This is a genomic window from Flavobacterium sp. MMS24-S5 (assembly GCF_050320125.1).
GTDB classification, from domain to species: domain Bacteria; phylum Bacteroidota; class Bacteroidia; order Flavobacteriales; family Flavobacteriaceae; genus Flavobacterium; species Flavobacterium tyrosinilyticum.
This window is the reverse complement of record NZ_CP190016.1, coordinates 3,845,137-3,861,382: the sequence shown is the minus strand read 5'-3', so window position 1 is coordinate 3,861,382 and position 16,246 is coordinate 3,845,137. Positions and strand designations below refer to the sequence as shown.

Genomic DNA, 16,246 nt, shown 5'->3' with positions numbered 1-16,246 from the left:
AAAAATCTTATACAACATAAAAATCTCCCGATTATGAAAAATTTAACCGCTTTTTTTATCGTCACACTTTTAGCAGTAACTGCCTGTAAAAAAGAACCATCAAAAGATAATCAAGAAACAGCAAATGCATTGTCTACTGACTCCATAACTGCTATTGCAAAAGAAGCTTGGATATACGGCTATCCAATATTTTATAATTACAAAGCCATTTACTCCAGTGCAATCAACAAAGAAGCGAAAGAATATTCAGGATTTAACAAATTCAAAAGCGTCGCTGCAAGCGCAACTCCCGCAGATACTTTAATCATAACCATCAATAATGATACTCCGTATTCAATGGCACCAATTAATGTTTCAGACGAACCTGTTATTCTTGAAGTGCCAAAAATAGAAAACGATCGATATTATGTAATGCAGTTTGTAGACCTCTACACCTTCAATTTTGAATATGTAGGATCGCGAGCCACTGGCAATAATGCAGGTAAATATCTCATTGCAGGGCCAGATTGGAAAGGAGAAACTCCTAAAGGCATTGATAAAGTTTTACATTCTGAAACCAATTTAATATATCTCGTAGGCCGTACTCAGTTACACGATCCTGCCGATGTATCAAATCTTAAAAAAATACAGGCACAATATAAATTAATTCCTTTGCATGAATATACAAAACAGCCTGCTCCTCCTATAAAAAAATACAATCTCCCTCTGCCAGTCTGGAAAGAAAGTGATTACAACTCGCTTCAATTTATCAGTGCGCTAAATGCTTTATTACAATATGCAAACGAAGACAGCAGCGAAAAAGAACTGAGAAAACGTTTTGCCAAAATTGGAATTGTGCCTGGAGAATCTTTTGACAGTTCAAAATACTCGCCTGAAACGATAAAAGCAATTGAAAAAGGAATTGCCGAAGCCAAACAAGAACTGAACTCTAAAATAGATAATGTCAAAGATGCGGGAAGTCTTTTTGGTACACGTGCAGAACTTAAAAACAATTTTCTGAACCGTGCAATTGCCGCAGCTGCCGGAATTTATGGAAACACTAAAGAAGAAGCCGTTTATACCGGAAGCAGTGTCGATAAAAATAATCAGCAGCTTTTAGGAAACAATAAATATGTATTAAAATTTACTAAAGATCAGTTGCCTGAAGCCAAATACTTTTGGAGCATCACGATGTACAATCTTCCAAAACGTTTTCTGATTCCAAACCCAATAAACAGATATTCTATTGGCAATAAAACCAAAGGTTTAAAATATGAGTCAAATGGAGATTTAGTTATTTATCTCCAAAGTACTTCGCCTGGAAAAGACAAAGAAAGCAACTGGCTTCCGACACCTAAAGATGAAAAATTCATGTTTGTAATGAGAATTTACGGTCCGCAGCCAAACGTTATTAATAATATCTGGAAAATGCCTCTTCCAGAAATTGCAAAATGAAAATCATAATTTCAGAAATAAAATCATAACCATTTTTCTAATTTTAATTTCAAATAATATGAAAAATTACAAATTACTATCGGGAATATTTCTAGTTACGATATCATTACTAATTTCTTCCTGCAAACAGAATAATGACAAATCAGAAACCGATTCTTCAACATTAAAAGATTCAACTGCTGTAAATGAGGATTCAGTCGCACAAAAAAACAGTGTTCCAGTAACTGCGGCAAATTTCAATCGTGCAGAAACAGATCTTTATTTTACGACTTCGGTTAAAGATGCTGGTGGTATTGGTAATATACATCATTATAGAACTTTAATGCCAATTGACAAACAAACTGTAATTCGCGCTAACAGAGATGTATTGTATTCTTCTGGAGTTTATGATCTCGATGCTGAACCAATAACCGTTACACTGCCAGATCCAGGAAAACGTTTTATGTCCATGCAGACTATCGACGAAGATCACTATTCTGAAACGTATTACGCTCCCGGAACTTTTACTTTTACAAAGGAAAAAATCGGGACACGCTATCTGATGTTAGGAATAAGAACTTTTATTGATCCGAATGATCCGAATGATTTACCGAAAGTTACAGCATTGCAAGATGCAATTAAAATTAGCCAAAAAGATAAAGGAACTTTTTCGGTTCCAAATTGGGATCTAGTGAGTCAAAAGAAAGTTAGAGATTCTTTAATTGATGTTTCTAAAAAATTATCTGATACAAAAGGAATGTTTGGAGTAAAAGGTAAAGTCGATGAAACACGCCATTTATTAGGAAGCGCAACAGGATGGGGCGGAAATCCAGAAAAAGATGCACTTTATCTTTCTGTTTATCCTAAAAAAAATGACGGAAAAACGGTCTATAAACTTAAAGTTAAAAATGTTCCTGTTGATGGATTTTGGTCTATAAGCGTATACAATAAAGAAGGTTACTTTGAAAAAAACGATCTCAATATGTATACCTTAAATAACATTACCGCGAAAAAAGATGCTGACGGATCGATCACTATCCAGTTTGGAGGTTGTGACGGAAAAACCCCAAATTGTATTCCTGTTGCTGCAGGCTGGAATTACTGGGTTAGACTATATCGTCCGCACAAAGAAATACTTAATGGCTCATGGAAATTTCCTGAAGCGGTTGAAGTTAAATAAATACCAGCATCAATAAAATTAAGGCTTCAGAGAAATCTGGAGCTTTTTTATTTAAATTTATCTGTTAAAAATTTCATCACGTCAAAACTATATCGTAATATTGCAATATTAATATAATTCAATATGGGAGCAACTAAGACTGAACATTTTACAGACGCACAAAATCAAATTGCTACAATTGCTAAAGCCTTGGGGCATCCTGCAAGAATTGCCATAATCGAATATTTATTGAAAGTAAATGAATGTATTTGCGGTGATATTGTAAACGAGCTGCCTCTTGCCCAGCCTACCGTTTCTCAGCATCTAAAAGAGTTGAAAAATGCTGGAATCATTAAAGGAAATATTTCTGGAAATGCAATTTGCTATTGTATTGACGAAAAAACAATTGATATTTTAAACTCCTATTTTTTAAACATCACACAAACCATTTCAAAATCAAAATGTTGCTAAAACATTTTTTTTGATTAACTATATCGCAATATTGCAATTAACAAATAAATAAAAACAAGATGAAATTATCAGAAATAAAACAGATTTTACCAACATTAGATAATGTGGAATTTCAATTAGAAAACGGAACTTTTGTGCCAGAACATTTTCATGTAACAGAAGTTGGAGTAGTTACCAAACATTTTATTGATTGCGGCGGAGTAATCAGAAATGAAAAAGCAGTAAACTTTCAGCTTTGGGATGCTAACGATTTTGAACATCGTTTAAAACCTAATAAACTATTGAACATCATTCAATTGTCTGAAGATAAACTAAACATTGAAGACTTAGAAATTGAAGTGGAATACCAAAGCAATACAATTGGCAAATATGATTTAGAATTTAATGGAAAAACTTTTGTCCTAAAAAACAAAACCACAGCTTGTTTAGCCCAAGATGCGTGTGGTATTCCAGCTGAGAAACAAAAGATCAATCTTACTCAACTAACCAATGACAATGCTTCATGCTGTACTCCAAATTCAGGATGTTGCTAAAAAATGAAAGAACAAATCTTTAAATACAAGAAACCAATTATAATAACCTCATCTGTTATTTTACTGCAGCTCATTTTCGGTTTTGAACCCAAATTCTGCATCATAAATATCATTTGGTTATTTGTTTAATTATGAAAAAGAAAATATTAATACTTTGTACAGGAAATAGCTGCAGAAGCCAAATTGCCGAAGGCTACATGAAATTCTTTGCAGGAAATAAAGCTGAGGTTTACAGCGCGGGTGTAGAAACTCATGGCGTTAATCCAAAAGCGATTTCGATAATGAAAGAGGATGGAATAGACATTTCGAATCATACATCGAATAATATTGATGAATATACTCATATCGATTTTGATTTTGTGATTACAGTCTGTGATAATGCTAAAGAGCGATGCCCGTTTTTTCCAACAAAAGCAGTCAAATTTCATTATAATTTTCCAGATCCAGCAAAAGCAACAGGAACAGATTCTGAAATCATGGAACAATTTAGAGCCGTGCGAGAACAGATAAAAGAGTATTGCAGAAATTTTGCTACAGAACACGTAAATTAGCATTATTGAATATTCCGTTAGGAATATCTCGTCGGTAGAAAAAAAATAATATCGTTTTGCATTGTGTCTTGTACGGACACCTAATTTGCGAAAATTTTACCAACGAGACGTTCCTACGGAACGTGTAATCGTGATTTAAATTTCGTTTCTACCGACGAAACATTCCTACGGAATGAATAGCTCCAGGTTTCTTTGGAGCTTTTTTATTTAACCTCAGCATAAGATTCTTTAATCTGCATTTCATTAATTATATCCAACAATTCCATTTCATCGGTTGGAAATAATTGAAGCGCTTGTTCTAAAACCAATCCAACATCTATAGATAACTTTTTTCCATTATCTTGTTCTAATCCCAAAATACACAGTTTTAGCATATTTGTTATTACACAACCTAATTCGGAGTAATTTAAAACCTTGATTTCTGCGTTGTAACCTTTATCAGTCGATTTTAAAATATTTAAATATTGAGCTGATTGTTTTTTTAGATACTCTATTTCTACCGCTTCCATTCTTTGAATTTTATATTATTTTCAATAATTCAAATGTCATAATATATTTTCACTAATCGGTTATCTTATATGATAACAATGCTTAATATTCCGTTAGGAATATCTCGTCGGTAGAAAAAAAAATAATATCGTTTTACATTGTGTCCTGTAGGGACACCTGATTTGCTAAACAATTACCGATCAAACGTTCCTACGGAACGTATAATCATGGTTCATGCTAATTTTTACCAATGAGACGTTCCTAGGGAACGTATATTCATGATTCAAATCTCGTTTCTACCGATGAAACATTCCTACGGAATGAGTTGCTTCAAAAATCTTGTGTGCATTTTTAAACATGACTTCATTAGATATAAAAACCAAAAATGCGTAAATCCAAAAGGACTTACGCATTTTTTCTGATGAAACATTATAAAAAACGCCGTTTATCTTCTTCTTCCGCCGCCGCCACCGAAGCCACCGCCTCCCATACTACGAGAACCGCCTCCCATTTGGCCAGCGCTTGGTCGTGACGAAGCACCTCCTCCTCTATTAAAATTGGATCCTGAAGAGCTTCCTCTATTTAGATTTGAAGTCCCTGCACTTGGTGATGCACTTTGTCTCGTTCTTCCAGATGCACTAGTATTTCCTGCCCGATTTGTATTTCCTGTTGATGGTCGTGTGCTTGCAGAATTACGCGAACCTTCACGATTGGTATTATATCGGTTATTAACAGAATTGTCTCGCACTGTATTAGATCTCATTTTATTATTGTTGTAATTATTGAAGTTGTTTCTGTTATTAATATACACATTGTTACCGCCATGATAATGTCCGCCATGATACCCATGATGATGGTAATAATGGTTGTGACGATAAATACCAACCGCCATTACGGTAAAAGCAGCGAAGTAAGGCGGATAAAATCCGTAATGATATGGTGGATAGTACGGCACATAAGCTGGTGAATATACATATTGTACAATGGGCACCGTTTCTACTACAACCGCTGTTACGGCTGGCGCGCTTTGTACGGGTTCATCTCCTGTATAGGCAGGATTTGCTGTTTTTGCTGGTGAAGATTTAGCAACTGGCTCAATGACATAATCTTTTCCATACAGCAGCTCATCGCCGACAATCTGCATTTTTACCTTTCCATTTTTGTCTTTATCAACCAAAATAACGGCAACATCTTGATTTTCTTTTTTGTTTACAGCAACTTGAAGAATAAAAGTAAACGAATTTCCGTTTTTCTTTGTGACTACTTTTATAAAGTCCACTTTTTTATCCAGATTCAAATCCAGATTATTGATTCCTGTTTTCTCCAGATTCAGATTTTTTTCAAATTCTTCAATGGTTTTTGATTTCTGAAACAAGCTCATCACAGCATAAAGATCAAGATTGTCTCCAGGAAGCCCAAGTTCTGGTCCATCATTATCGGCTTGACAAAAAATCAACTGGGCAGACATGATTAATGCAACTGTCAAATATTTTGTAAATATCTTTATCATAGTAAGAGTATAAAATATTAATAAGAAGAGTAGAAAATCATTCTTTTAAACTTTCTATTCTGTACCCAGAAATTTTCTAATGTACTTTGGTTTTATCCAATTCGCCAATAAAAGGAATGGCATTCTGAATTTCGGCTCGTATGGTTACTTGCAGATACTGTTCGAGCTGTACAAATTTTGCAGCATTGATTCCGCCAATAGCTTTAACCAATTTAGAATGTGTTTTAGCAAGCAGTTTTTCAGAATCTTGATTGTACTTTAAATTGGATGAGGTTAATTCTGTGGCTTTAGCATCGCTCAAAGTGGCATAATTTTTCGCATAATCTTCTAGAATTTGAATCTTCTTCTGACTTAAAGCTTTACGTTCTGTTTCGTATTTGTCGTAAATAGGCTGAAATGCAACTGCCTGTACATCGGTCAAACCCAAATATTCTTTAACCACTTCTGCCTTAGATTTTCCGTAAAGGTCTTGTATTAATTTAATCTCATCAACAGAACCTTGCGCATTGGCATTTAATCCAAAAGCCAACAAGAGTATAAATAGTATCTTTTTCATAATTTTTATTTTATAGTTTATTATGCAGAATGTTGTTATAAAGGAAATCCTTAATTATTCTACTAATCCATCAGAAGCACTCATGTCTCTTACGCACACATATTTGCCATCTCTTTTTTCAAAATAACTCATATAATTTCCCGTATTAATTGGTGTTTTGGTAGAATCTGTCACTTTATAATAGCCTACTTCTAAAACCATATTACCATCGCGAGAGACAAAAACTTCTTTGGTTTCAAATGATATTACATTGGTATTATTGGCCAAATCTGATTTTAAAAATTCGTATCTCGCTTCTTTACCAATTAGTGGAGGTCTGTTTTGATAAAATGTAATAGCATCATCTGCATAGTAACCAATCTCTTTTAGCTGGCCAGCGTTGTATGTTGCCGCATATTCATTTTCTTTTGCCTGAATTTCTTTCTTGACCTGTTTTAAGTCGATCACAACATTCTCTTCTTTTTTTGTATTGCAGGAAACCAATAAAAAACAGAACCCTGCTAAAACCGCTCTTGTTATTATTTTATTTTTCATATGCATGTAAATTTTCAAGTTGATATAAATTTTATTTTCCATTACAAGCCACTTAAAAAAATAGGTTTGTAAATACAGTCTTTTTAATAATTCAATTCGACATTCAGCATCCCAATTACTCCTTTTGATCCCACTTGAGTAGGATAACTTAAATACCCTACTGGCGAATGACTTTCGTACATTACTTCTGGGTTTATGCGGAAAAATTTGGTTTTAAACGGAAACCAGTTTAGTCCGCAGGTTACTTCCCACGGTTTACCGTAATCTCCATTTATATAAGAATAAGTGCTGTACAATTGCAGTTTTTTATCCACAAGCATTGCAGAACCCTGAAGCGAAAAACCAGAATCATAGAGTTTGGTTACCGGAATTTGTCCAGATGTTTCAAAATCTGACAGCCAGCGCATAAACAATTCTACATCAAAAGAAAAACCGTTGTATTTAACTCCAGTATTAAAAGATGCCATCTGATACTTTGCATTGATTACCTGCGTATTTGGAGCAAAAGCATTTAAAGAAAAAATACCTGTACCATCAGATAATCTTATTTGGGAGTTTTCGGGTGCGTCTGTATCAGGCTGAGACTGGCGATTTTCGGTGCTTCGCGTAAAAGCTCCTCCAAGAATAGTGGCCACTTTATCGTGTTTTTCGTAATCGCCATAGGTTGGTATTTTCCCGAAATTATGGGTTGTCCACCAGATGGCTCCACTCCAAGTATCTAATTTATTGTCTAACTGACCAGCATCTACACCTAACTGGCTAAGGTTGTTGCCTAACATTACTTTATAATAAACATTTTTTGCAATTTCTCCCTGCGCATAAATACCAGTTGTAAAAGAACCTCTGAAATATTCATCAGCAATTGGTCTGGCATCAGATCGGAGCCATTCTGGCCATTGACCTAAAATAGAACGAACAGACGGCAGACCATTAATGCCAATTCCTAATTCAAAATATTTATTAAACTTATATTGTAAATTTCCTGCTACAACAACCTGTGCGCCTTGCCCTAAAGTTGCGTTTGAGGTTCAGACGAAAACCGTATATCTTATTTTTGGATCGGCAACCCAGCCTCGAAAATAAAGGTTGGCCTTTTGAAACTGCATGTCTTGACGTCTATCAATAGCAATAACGTCTCCATTATGATTGGTATAACTGTCATCTATACCCATCTGATTTAGATATCGGCCTAAAACATAAAAAGAAAGGGTCATTGAACCATATTTGCCGTCTGCGATCTTAAAACCAGTGCCTCCGCGATGTCCTTCATCGGATTCTTTTACAATAGTACTATCTGGCATGGTGGTATTCATAATTTGTCCCCACGAAAAATGGTATACAAATAATACTATTAGAATATATCTTGATTTCATATTAATGGCTTTTAATTATTTTTAAGAACACTTAACTTTACAAATAAAAATTACTGCTTAACATTGGCCGCTTCCCAGGCACGTACTTTTTTACGCGCGGCATCAAAAAGTTTTATATAATTCTGTTTTCTAATTTTTTCGCTTGTTTCAGGTTTGAGAGCTTTCCAAAGTGGCTGATACTTCTCGTAAACCGCCATGTAAAATTTTTGATCTGGTGGTGCAACGACATCTGTTCCAAATAAAAATCGGTCGGGATATTGATCCATTAACTCGGCGCATTTTTTAATGATTTCTGGCGATGATACGATGTATTTGGCAACCTCATCCCAAGAAATATCAAAATAAACGTTTGAATACGCTGGGTCGTCCAGTATGCTTTTCACAATATCCGTATGATTTGGCGGTCTGTCGGTTGAGGAATCAGATCCGTAACCTGCAGGATAAACAATTCTTCCGAGCCCGATGTGCGCCCAGATTATGGTGGTTTTAGAATGACGTTTGAGCAAATCTCTCATATCATTCAAATAAACCGGCTCTGTTTTTTGTTTCGCCATCGGCATATCCATATCGTTATGCAGAATAACTACCAGACCAACTTTTCCAGCAAAATCCATAATGCTGTCTAAAGCAGGATTTGTTAAGCTGGCAACTTCGCCCGATACTTTTGCAGATACAAATTCTTTGTGTATCGAAAATTCTCCAATTCCTGTAAAAACCCCTGGAAAAGTTTTCAGCACACGCTCAATATGTTTGTACGCATACATATCTGACGGATTAAATCCTGTAATCATCGGATCAAATCGAGCCTGTTTCTCTTTACTTAACGATTTATACTGCATGGCAATAAAGGCATCAGTAAAAGAATAATAGTACAAAGGAGCATCGGTCTGCAAATAATACGTCGGACTATAATTACCCGAATTTTGGTAAGACCATTGCTGCTGCAACGGAATACCGAATAAAGTAGAACGCCCAACTTTATTTCCCATAATTACCAAGAACTTATCAATAGAAATTCCTTCTTGTATATAATTGGTCAAATGAAAATGACTGTCATTAAATAAATAGTCCTCTTTTTTTGTCCAAACAAGACGATAGACTGTATGCATAAAAGAAACAGCGTCAAAATCAGTTTTATTTTCGTCTGCATACTTATTCGGGTTTTGATTTAACTTAAGTTGTGATTCCAAATCTCAAAAGGCTTATTTTTTGGGAGTAACGATATACGGGTTTACACCAAGATCTTTTGCTATATCAAAAATGGCTTTTTGAGCTTTTACACTATTTCCTGCTGCATTAAGCGGAGGCGAAATAACTGCAATTCCGAATTTACCCGGACAGACCGCAATAAGGCCACCACCAACACCACTTTTTGCGGGCAGACCTACAGCGTAGAGCCATTGTCCAGAATCGTCATAAAGTCCAGCTGTAGACATAATTCCCATTGTAAATGCACAAGTTTCTGGCGAAACCACTTTCTCTTTCGTAATCGGGTTTACACCTCCATTGGCCAAAGTTGCTGCCATAACCGCAAGTTCTTTTGCATTAACATTAATAGCGCATTGTTTGGTGTAGATATCGGTAGATTGAACGGGGTCAAAATACATTCGACCATACGCCAATAATAAGTGCGCAATAGCTTGATTTCGCAAATTGTCTCCTGCTTCACTAATATAAACAGGCATATTCAATTTCAGTTTGGTTCCTGCAAAAGCATTATGTGTATCTAAGATGTTTTTCCATTTGGCAAGAGAATCATTTCCTTTTATAAGACTCACCGCTGCAATTGCTCCCGGATTTACCAAAGGATTAATTTCTTTTCCTTTCTGAAGTTCAACGGCTACAATCGAATTAAAACGAAGACCAGTTGCATCAACTCCAATTTTGTCTGCCACAACTCTTGCCCCTTGTTCTTCTATAAGACGCGCGAGCGTAAATACTTTTGAAATAGATTGGATAGAAACACGCTGGTTTAGATCGCCTTTACTATACACTTTACCTTCAGCTGTAACAATAGCAATTCCAAAAATGTTCGGATCTACATTGGCCAATTCTTTTATATAATCTGCATTTTTACCTTCTTTCAGATCTTTGAATTTATCATAAGCGCGATCGATAACGGCCTGATAGGATAATTCTTTCTGAGCAGCTGCTTTAAACGATGGGTTTATCAGCATCAAGAGTATTAGGATTACTAATTTTAGATTTGTTTTCATTTTGTTTTTTTTAATTGGTTTGTTTTTTTAATCCTTTCAGAATTAAAAACAATGCTTAATATTCTTCAAATATCTTTTGAAGTTCAGCAAGACTTCTCTGTTTCAGCAATGCTATTGACAATAAGATTCTAGATTTCTGCGGATTCAAAGCGTATGAAGCAATTAATCCAAGTTCATCATCATTGCATTCCACATTACGACTTACAAGTCCAGTCGCAACGCGTGTGCTTCGAACTACAATAATTCCTTTTTTACTGGCTCGTGCGCAAGCATCTAGAGAAGCTTTGTTCATATTTCCATTTCCTACACCCGCTATAACAATTCCTTTAGCCCCTCGTTCTATCGAAGCATCAATTAAATCTGGTTTCATATCTGCATCGGCATAAATAATATCGACGCGTGGAAAAGTGCTAACGCCTTTCACATCAAACTCTGAAGATTTCCCAAATTTTTGACTAGGATAATTAAAGAAATCATTGGTTCCGTAAGAAGTAATACCGATAAGTCCGCGAAGCGGAGACATGAAAGTCTGAACGGCTGTTGTGCTCACCTTTGTTAAAGATTGTGCCGAATGAATCCAATCGTTCATTACTAAAAGCACTCCGCGTCCTTTTGCTTTAGGATCACCAGCCACCGCGATAGCATTATAAAGATTCAAAGGTTCGTCTGCACTAATGGCTGTTGATGGGCGCATCGACCCTACAAGTACTATTGGTTTATCTGTTTTTGTAGTTAGATTTAAAAAATAGGCCGTTTCTTCCATTGTATCGGTTCCGTGTGTAATTACAAAACCGTTTACATCATTGCTATTGGCCAATTCGTTAATTCTATTGGCTACTTTCATCATAATTTCAAACGACATGTCTTGAGATCCGACATTTGCAATTTGTTCACCTTTTATATCTGCCACTTTTAAAGCATCTGGAATTGCATTTACCATTGCATCAATGGTAACTTGACCCGAAGTATATCCTGACTGTACTCCAGTTTTAGCAGAACCCGCAATTGTTCCTCCTGTTGCCAAGATTAGAACTTTAGGTTTAGTCTGCCCGAACATACTAATACTAAGTGACAACATTATCACTAAAAATATTTTACTACAAAAGTTTATATTTAATTTCATGGGTATTTTAGTTTAAGTTTGATGGTTATTTTTGACCTGTTAAGGTTGCTGGATCAAGAAGTTTCTTAATCTGATCTTCTGTCAGCAATTTCTTTTCGCGTATCAGCTCCAAGATTCCCTTATTGGTTGCCAGTGCTTCTTTGGCCAGTTCAGTTGTTTTTTCATATCCTAAAATAGGATTCAGTGCCGTTACAACACCAACGCTTCTGTCCATATAATGCGCTAAAATGTCTTTGTTTACTGTAATACCATCGATACAGTTTTTTCTAAAGAGGGGCATTGCTTTAAAAAACAATCCTTGCGATTCCATCATGGCAATGGCTTCAACAGGTTCAAAAGCATTTAATTGCAGTAATCCAGATTGGGCAGCCATTGTTACCGTCAGATCATTTCCTATCACTTTAAAGCACAACTGATTCATAAGTTCTGGCATAACCGGATTTACTTTCCCTGGCATAATCGAAGATCCTGGCTGAAGTGCTGGCAAATTGATTTCGAAAAATCCTGTACGTGGTCCAGAAGCCAAAATGATCAAATCGCTGCTTATTTTTGCCAATGCAACGGCCATACTTTTAAGTGTCGAAGAATACATTACAAAACCTTGTTGGCTAGTTGTTGCGGCAATAAGATCTTTGCTCATTACGATTGGTTTTCCTGTAATTTTTGCCAGATACGTAGCAACTTTCTCAGCATAACCTGGAGAAGCAGTAATTCCTGTCCCAATAGCAGTAGCCCCCATATTTTGTTCGCACAGATAAACTTCCGATTTTTTTAAAGCGCTAATCTCCGCATCTAGTTGATTCCCAAAAGCATGAAATTCCTGACCTACCGTCATTGGTACAGCATCTTGCCCTTCGGTTCTTCCCATTTTTAGGATGTCTTTAAATTCATCACCTTTTTTATGGAAAGCTTTAGCCAAAAGGTCGGCCTCTTTAAGCAGTTTATCATTATGAAGCAGTAAGGCTACTTTTATAGCTGTTGGGTACACATCGTTTGTAGATTGCCCCATATTAAGATCATCATGAGGTTCGATGTATTGATATTCTCCTTTTTTATGACCGCTTAGTTCAAGCGCGATATTGGCCAAAACTTCGTTCACATTCATATTGGCAGAAGTACCGGCTCCACCTTGATACAAATCAACTAAAAACTGATCATGATATTTGCCGTCGATTACCGCTTGACAAGCTTTTTCGATAGCAGCCAACCTGTCTTTTTTAAGTCGGCCTACATCAGCATTGGCACGTGCAGCGGCCAGTTTAACCATTGCAAAAGCTTTTACATAGTCAGGATAAGATTGCGTAGTCAAGCTACTTATCTGAAAATTTTCTAAAGCACGGGCAGTTTGCACACCGTAATAAGCATTTGCTGGGATTTGTTTTTCTCCTAGAAGATCTTTTTCAGTTCGAGTCTGAGCATTCAAAGTACTTACAGACAATCCGAACAGTATCAGGTATTGTACAGTTTTATACATAATTTCTTTTTTTAATGATTCAAAAGCAGGAGGCTTTTATTAATTCTTTTTATAAAATGATTGTGAGAAGTTATATTTGAAAGAAAACTGCAGCTTGTTTATAGAAGTGCTCCATCCATCGTTAAAATTTTCACGATTACCCCACTGAAACTCCACTCCTACCATACAGTTTTTAACGGGCGTATATAAAAGGTTTCCTAATATATATTGTCCCTTTTTAAAAGCATCGTCTGTCTGTCCGTCTGAATTATCGATATCAATCATAGAATATCCTATTGCGGTACTAAATTTTTCGCTCCAAGTATGATCTAAAAAAGCTACAACACCAATTAAAGGGAGCGTAACACCTTTTACAGGCGTTACCGGATTACCAAAATTGTTTTGAATACCAATATCGACTGGAGCGTCGTTCATGTAGTTTTGTATTCCTTCTCCGTACACAACCTGTCCTCTAAAAACATCATTTTTACTAAAATTAATGTTCGTGCTTAAATTAAGCCCCCAGCCTACAGCATCTCCAGACAAATCATACTGATCATTATTCAGATCTTTCCATTCAATTTTTCTTACGATACCTGCCAACTCCACATATCCCCATTTTGTTCCAACGTGATATTCTGCTGAAAGGTCTGGCAGCGGAAATCGCGCTTTTACATCTTGCAGTTCCACACGATTGGCATAATCTCCCTGATCGGCACTTGCTCCGGGTCTTTCTAATGCAATGGTTAAACGGGTATCGCCTTGAATTGGCATATAGCGTATTTGTATATTTCTAAAAAACACCATTCCAGTTGGTCCCCAATATTCTAGCGAATTTGGGAATACGCCAATATCCATAAAAGGGCTCCAGGTTTGTCCTGCTCCAAATTTTCCTAACTCCGCATAGGCATGACGCAAACGAAAAGTAGTTTGTCCAGCATCGACACCCGTACCGAACAATTCAAATTCAAAATGAGTTTTTAATTCGCCAATCCCTGTATCAAAATAATTTTTGAAACCTAATCTGGTCTGGCGCACAGAAGCGTAGTAACTGCCATCTGGTCCGTATTCGTCTTTAAAAGCGGGCAATTTTGTAGGTCTCACTACATCGTACCAATCTGGCTGTATCTGATTAAAATTATAACCAATATCAGTCATAATAAAACCGTAAATTTCCATGCTCTTATTTCCTTCATCTTGAGCTTGGGCAAAAGTTGTTATGAGAAAACAAATTATAATGGCCAGATGCTTCATCTTCGCCATTTGCAAAAACTTTTTTTTCATAATGATTATAGTTTGTTTAGTATGGGATACAACCTTAATCTGATTTTTGCAGTCCTGGCTTAAAATAAAAATCACATTATTTTAAAAAATCGATAATGTCAGTACAATTTTTTTTCGCCTCAAAATCTTTTATCTGATCCTAAAAGTTTTAACGTAGAATGCAAAAACTCCAACCTTAATAATACAGTCTTTTTTTGTTAAAAAAAGAGAACAAACGCAGTTACTACCTGATTGTCAAACAAATGTAATTAATACAAATGCACCATTAGAGTTATTAACGGTTACATTTAACGGTTAAATTATCAGATAAATAATACTAACATGTTAAATATTTTCATAAATTTATAACTTCATAACTATTAGGTCTTTAACATTTTTATACGCCTCAGTGACTTTTTTTTGACATTAATAATTTTTAATAATTTATTATGGAGTCTATAAAAAAAATCCCCACGGATAAAATCTATAATGAGCTGGAAAATGTTTTAAAATTTTATTCTTTTAAGAACTCTACACTTTTAAGCAATTTTCTACGCTATATTGTCACAGAAACTGTAGATGAAAGGCAGAAGCATATTAAAGAATATTCTATAGCTGTAAATGCATTAAGCAGACCTTCCCATTTTAATCCTCATGATGATGCAATGGTTCGCATTCATGCAGGCCGATTACGAAAACTACTTAATGAATATTATTCTTCTGAAGGAAAAGATAATTCGGTTATTATACATGTCCCAAAAGGCGGCTATATTCCTGAATTTATTCATAACGACAAAAAGAAACACGTTGAGGTTCCTATCAGCATTAATAAAACAAATCCAGTTATTACGGTTTTCCCTTTTAAATCATCTGTTGAGAGACCCGATTTACAAACTTTTGCCAAAATTCTATCTGACGAAATAAGCGCAGAACTCTCAAGATTTCAGGATATATCAGTAATTGGTCATTTTTCTTCCGATGTCATTTCGAAAATTAATGAAAATGTTCTTGAAGCGGCCAGTCTACTTGGAGCCGATTTTATTATTACCGGTCACGTTCAGGTTATTGGCAGCAAACTGCAGCTACGTGTAAATCTAGTAGATTCATCTTCTGGAAAATACTTATTAACTCAATTGTTTACACCAGCCACTGTCGATGATGGCATTAAAATTCAAAATGAAATTGTAAAAGATATTGTATCTGCTATAGGTGGTTATTATGGCAGTATTTTTAAAGAAATTGCGAAGACTGCACCTTCCAAAATATCAAACAACGCTGCTATTTTAAAAGCGATTTGCAGCTATCATGAGTATCAATGTTCTTTTTCTATAGAAAATTATGCTAATGCATTATCCAGTTTAACTGATGCAGTAGAATTAGCTCCAAACCATGCTCTTACCTGGGCCATGCTGGGCGAAATTCATCTGGCTTCTTTAGGTCTAGGAATAGACAATTCGAAAAAAAATATTGAAAAAGCAGCCATTGTGTCTCGAAGGCTTTAAATATAGATCCGCACTGTCAGCAGGCTTGGTATGCGCAGGCTCTAATATATTGTTTTAGAAAAGATCAGGACAATTGTCTTTATGCAGCAGAGCAATGTAT

17 protein-coding genes are annotated in these 16,246 nt (G+C 35.6%); 6 read left to right on the top strand and 11 right to left on the bottom strand.

From position 1 onward, the window contains the following. The first annotated feature begins 33 nt into the window (after positions 1-33). The 5 genes from ACPWTF_RS17890 (at position 34) to ACPWTF_RS17870 (ending at position 4,127) form a co-directional block, all read left to right on the top strand. A complete protein-coding gene (locus tag ACPWTF_RS17890; RefSeq protein ID WP_427872378.1) occupies positions 34-1,434 on the top strand; it encodes a DUF1254 domain-containing protein in 1,401 nt (466 codons plus the stop codon). 58 nt (positions 1,435-1,492) lie between these two features. Beyond that, the gene (locus ACPWTF_RS17885) at positions 1,493-2,593 is read left to right on the top strand and encodes a DUF1254 domain-containing protein (protein ID WP_427872377.1); all 1,101 of its coding nucleotides are present in this window, start codon (positions 1,493-1,495) and stop codon (positions 2,591-2,593) included. A gap of 123 nt (positions 2,594-2,716) precedes the next feature. Then, positions 2,717-3,043 (top strand): ArsR/SmtB family transcription factor, encoded by a 327-nt coding sequence (locus ACPWTF_RS17880; protein WP_111362835.1) that lies wholly within the window; start codon positions 2,717-2,719, stop codon positions 3,041-3,043. Positions 3,044-3,102: 59 nt separating this feature from the next. Then, positions 3,103-3,576 carry a DUF6428 family protein gene (locus ACPWTF_RS17875; protein ID WP_427872376.1) on the top strand — a complete coding sequence of 158 codons (474 nt, stop codon included), beginning with the start codon at positions 3,103-3,105 and terminating at the stop codon, positions 3,574-3,576. A gap of 131 nt (positions 3,577-3,707) precedes the next feature. Further along, entirely contained in the window at positions 3,708-4,127 is a 420-nt protein-coding gene (locus ACPWTF_RS17870; protein ID WP_427872375.1) for an arsenate reductase ArsC, read from the top strand. 203 nt (positions 4,128-4,330) lie between these two features. Here ACPWTF_RS17870 and ACPWTF_RS17865 read toward each other — a convergent pair whose 3' ends face one another. The 11 genes from ACPWTF_RS17865 to ACPWTF_RS17815 all read right to left on the bottom strand — a co-directional run bounded on the left by ACPWTF_RS17865 (position 4,331) and on the right by ACPWTF_RS17815 (position 14,665). Then, entirely contained in the window at positions 4,331-4,636 is a 306-nt protein-coding gene (locus ACPWTF_RS17865; RefSeq protein ID WP_427872374.1) for a hypothetical protein, read from the bottom strand. A 425-nt stretch (positions 4,637-5,061) separates the two neighbouring features. After that, positions 5,062-6,126, bottom strand: coding sequence for a hypothetical protein (locus ACPWTF_RS17860; RefSeq protein ID WP_427872373.1), 1,065 nt, complete (start codon positions 6,124-6,126; stop codon positions 5,062-5,064). A gap of 76 nt (positions 6,127-6,202) precedes the next feature. Continuing rightward, entirely contained in the window at positions 6,203-6,682 is a 480-nt protein-coding gene (locus ACPWTF_RS17855) for a hypothetical protein (protein ID WP_427872372.1), read from the bottom strand. Between the two features lie 54 nt (positions 6,683-6,736). Continuing rightward, positions 6,737-7,216 carry a YybH family protein gene (locus ACPWTF_RS17850; RefSeq protein ID WP_427872371.1) on the bottom strand — a complete coding sequence of 160 codons (480 nt, stop codon included), beginning with the start codon at positions 7,214-7,216 and terminating at the stop codon, positions 6,737-6,739. A gap of 83 nt (positions 7,217-7,299) precedes the next feature. Further along, a complete protein-coding gene (locus ACPWTF_RS17845) occupies positions 7,300-7,995 on the bottom strand; it encodes a hypothetical protein (RefSeq protein WP_427872370.1) in 696 nt (231 codons plus the stop codon). 249 nt (positions 7,996-8,244) lie between these two features. Beyond that, positions 8,245-8,589, bottom strand: a complete 345-nt coding sequence (locus ACPWTF_RS17840) for a hypothetical protein (protein ID WP_427872369.1) — start codon at positions 8,587-8,589, stop codon at positions 8,245-8,247. A 50-nt stretch (positions 8,590-8,639) separates the two neighbouring features. Next, entirely contained in the window at positions 8,640-9,779 is a 1,140-nt protein-coding gene (locus ACPWTF_RS17835) for an amidohydrolase family protein (protein ID WP_427872368.1), read from the bottom strand. Between the two features lie 12 nt (positions 9,780-9,791). Further along, entirely contained in the window at positions 9,792-10,805 is a 1,014-nt protein-coding gene (gene glsA / locus ACPWTF_RS17830; protein WP_379798994.1) for a glutaminase A, read from the bottom strand. 55 nt (positions 10,806-10,860) lie between these two features. Further along, entirely contained in the window at positions 10,861-11,883 is a 1,023-nt protein-coding gene (locus tag ACPWTF_RS17825; RefSeq protein WP_427872367.1) for a type II asparaginase, read from the bottom strand. A gap of 70 nt (positions 11,884-11,953) precedes the next feature. After that, on the bottom strand, positions 11,954-13,402 hold the full coding sequence (locus ACPWTF_RS17820) for an aspartate ammonia-lyase (protein ID WP_427872366.1): 1,449 nt from the start codon (positions 13,400-13,402) through the stop codon (positions 11,954-11,956). Positions 13,403-13,441: 39 nt separating this feature from the next. Beyond that, positions 13,442-14,665: a DcaP family trimeric outer membrane transporter gene (locus tag ACPWTF_RS17815; protein WP_427872365.1), complete on the bottom strand. Its 1,224-nt coding sequence runs from the start codon at positions 14,663-14,665 to the stop codon at positions 13,442-13,444. Between the two features lie 428 nt (positions 14,666-15,093). Here ACPWTF_RS17815 and ACPWTF_RS17810 point away from each other — a divergent pair, with 428 nt between their 5' ends. Further along, on the top strand, positions 15,094-16,146 hold the full coding sequence (locus tag ACPWTF_RS17810; RefSeq protein ID WP_427872364.1) for a hypothetical protein: 1,053 nt from the start codon (positions 15,094-15,096) through the stop codon (positions 16,144-16,146). Positions 16,147-16,246 lie beyond the last annotated feature (100 nt).

What these genes read in the sequence shown, in the direction of transcription:
- ACPWTF_RS17855 (WP_427872372.1), bottom strand. Translation starts at nt 6,682, where the DNA reads ATGAAAAAGATACTATTTATACTCTTGTTGGCTTTTGGATTAAATGCC.
- ACPWTF_RS17860 (WP_427872373.1), bottom strand. Translation starts at nt 6,126, where the DNA reads ATGATAAAGATATTTACAAAATATTTGACAGTTGCATTAATCATGTCT.
- glsA (WP_379798994.1), bottom strand. Translation starts at nt 10,805, where the DNA reads ATGAAAACAAATCTAAAATTAGTAATCCTAATACTCTTGATGCTGATA.
- ACPWTF_RS17885 (WP_427872377.1), top strand. Translation starts at nt 1,493, where the DNA reads ATGAAAAATTACAAATTACTATCGGGAATATTTCTAGTTACGATATCA.
- ACPWTF_RS17815 (WP_427872365.1), bottom strand. Translation starts at nt 14,665, where the DNA reads ATGAAAAAAAAGTTTTTGCAAATGGCGAAGATGAAGCATCTGGCCATT.
- ACPWTF_RS17890 (WP_427872378.1), top strand. Translation starts at nt 34, where the DNA reads ATGAAAAATTTAACCGCTTTTTTTATCGTCACACTTTTAGCAGTAACT.
- ACPWTF_RS17875 (WP_427872376.1), top strand. Translation starts at nt 3,103, where the DNA reads ATGAAATTATCAGAAATAAAACAGATTTTACCAACATTAGATAATGTG.
- ACPWTF_RS17880 (WP_111362835.1), top strand. Translation starts at nt 2,717, where the DNA reads ATGGGAGCAACTAAGACTGAACATTTTACAGACGCACAAAATCAAATT.
- ACPWTF_RS17845 (WP_427872370.1), bottom strand. Translation starts at nt 7,995, where the DNA reads ATGTTAGGCAACAACCTTAGCCAGTTAGGTGTAGATGCTGGTCAGTTA.
- ACPWTF_RS17840 (WP_427872369.1), bottom strand. Translation starts at nt 8,589, where the DNA reads ATGAAATCAAGATATATTCTAATAGTATTATTTGTATACCATTTTTCG.
- ACPWTF_RS17865 (WP_427872374.1), bottom strand. Translation starts at nt 4,636, where the DNA reads ATGGAAGCGGTAGAAATAGAGTATCTAAAAAAACAATCAGCTCAATAT.
- ACPWTF_RS17825 (WP_427872367.1), bottom strand. Translation starts at nt 11,883, where the DNA reads ATGTTGTCACTTAGTATTAGTATGTTCGGGCAGACTAAACCTAAAGTT.
- ACPWTF_RS17850 (WP_427872371.1), bottom strand. Translation starts at nt 7,216, where the DNA reads ATGAAAAATAAAATAATAACAAGAGCGGTTTTAGCAGGGTTCTGTTTT.
- ACPWTF_RS17810 (WP_427872364.1), top strand. Translation starts at nt 15,094, where the DNA reads ATGGAGTCTATAAAAAAAATCCCCACGGATAAAATCTATAATGAGCTG.
- ACPWTF_RS17870 (WP_427872375.1), top strand. Translation starts at nt 3,708, where the DNA reads ATGAAAAAGAAAATATTAATACTTTGTACAGGAAATAGCTGCAGAAGC.
- ACPWTF_RS17820 (WP_427872366.1), bottom strand. Translation starts at nt 13,402, where the DNA reads ATGTATAAAACTGTACAATACCTGATACTGTTCGGATTGTCTGTAAGT.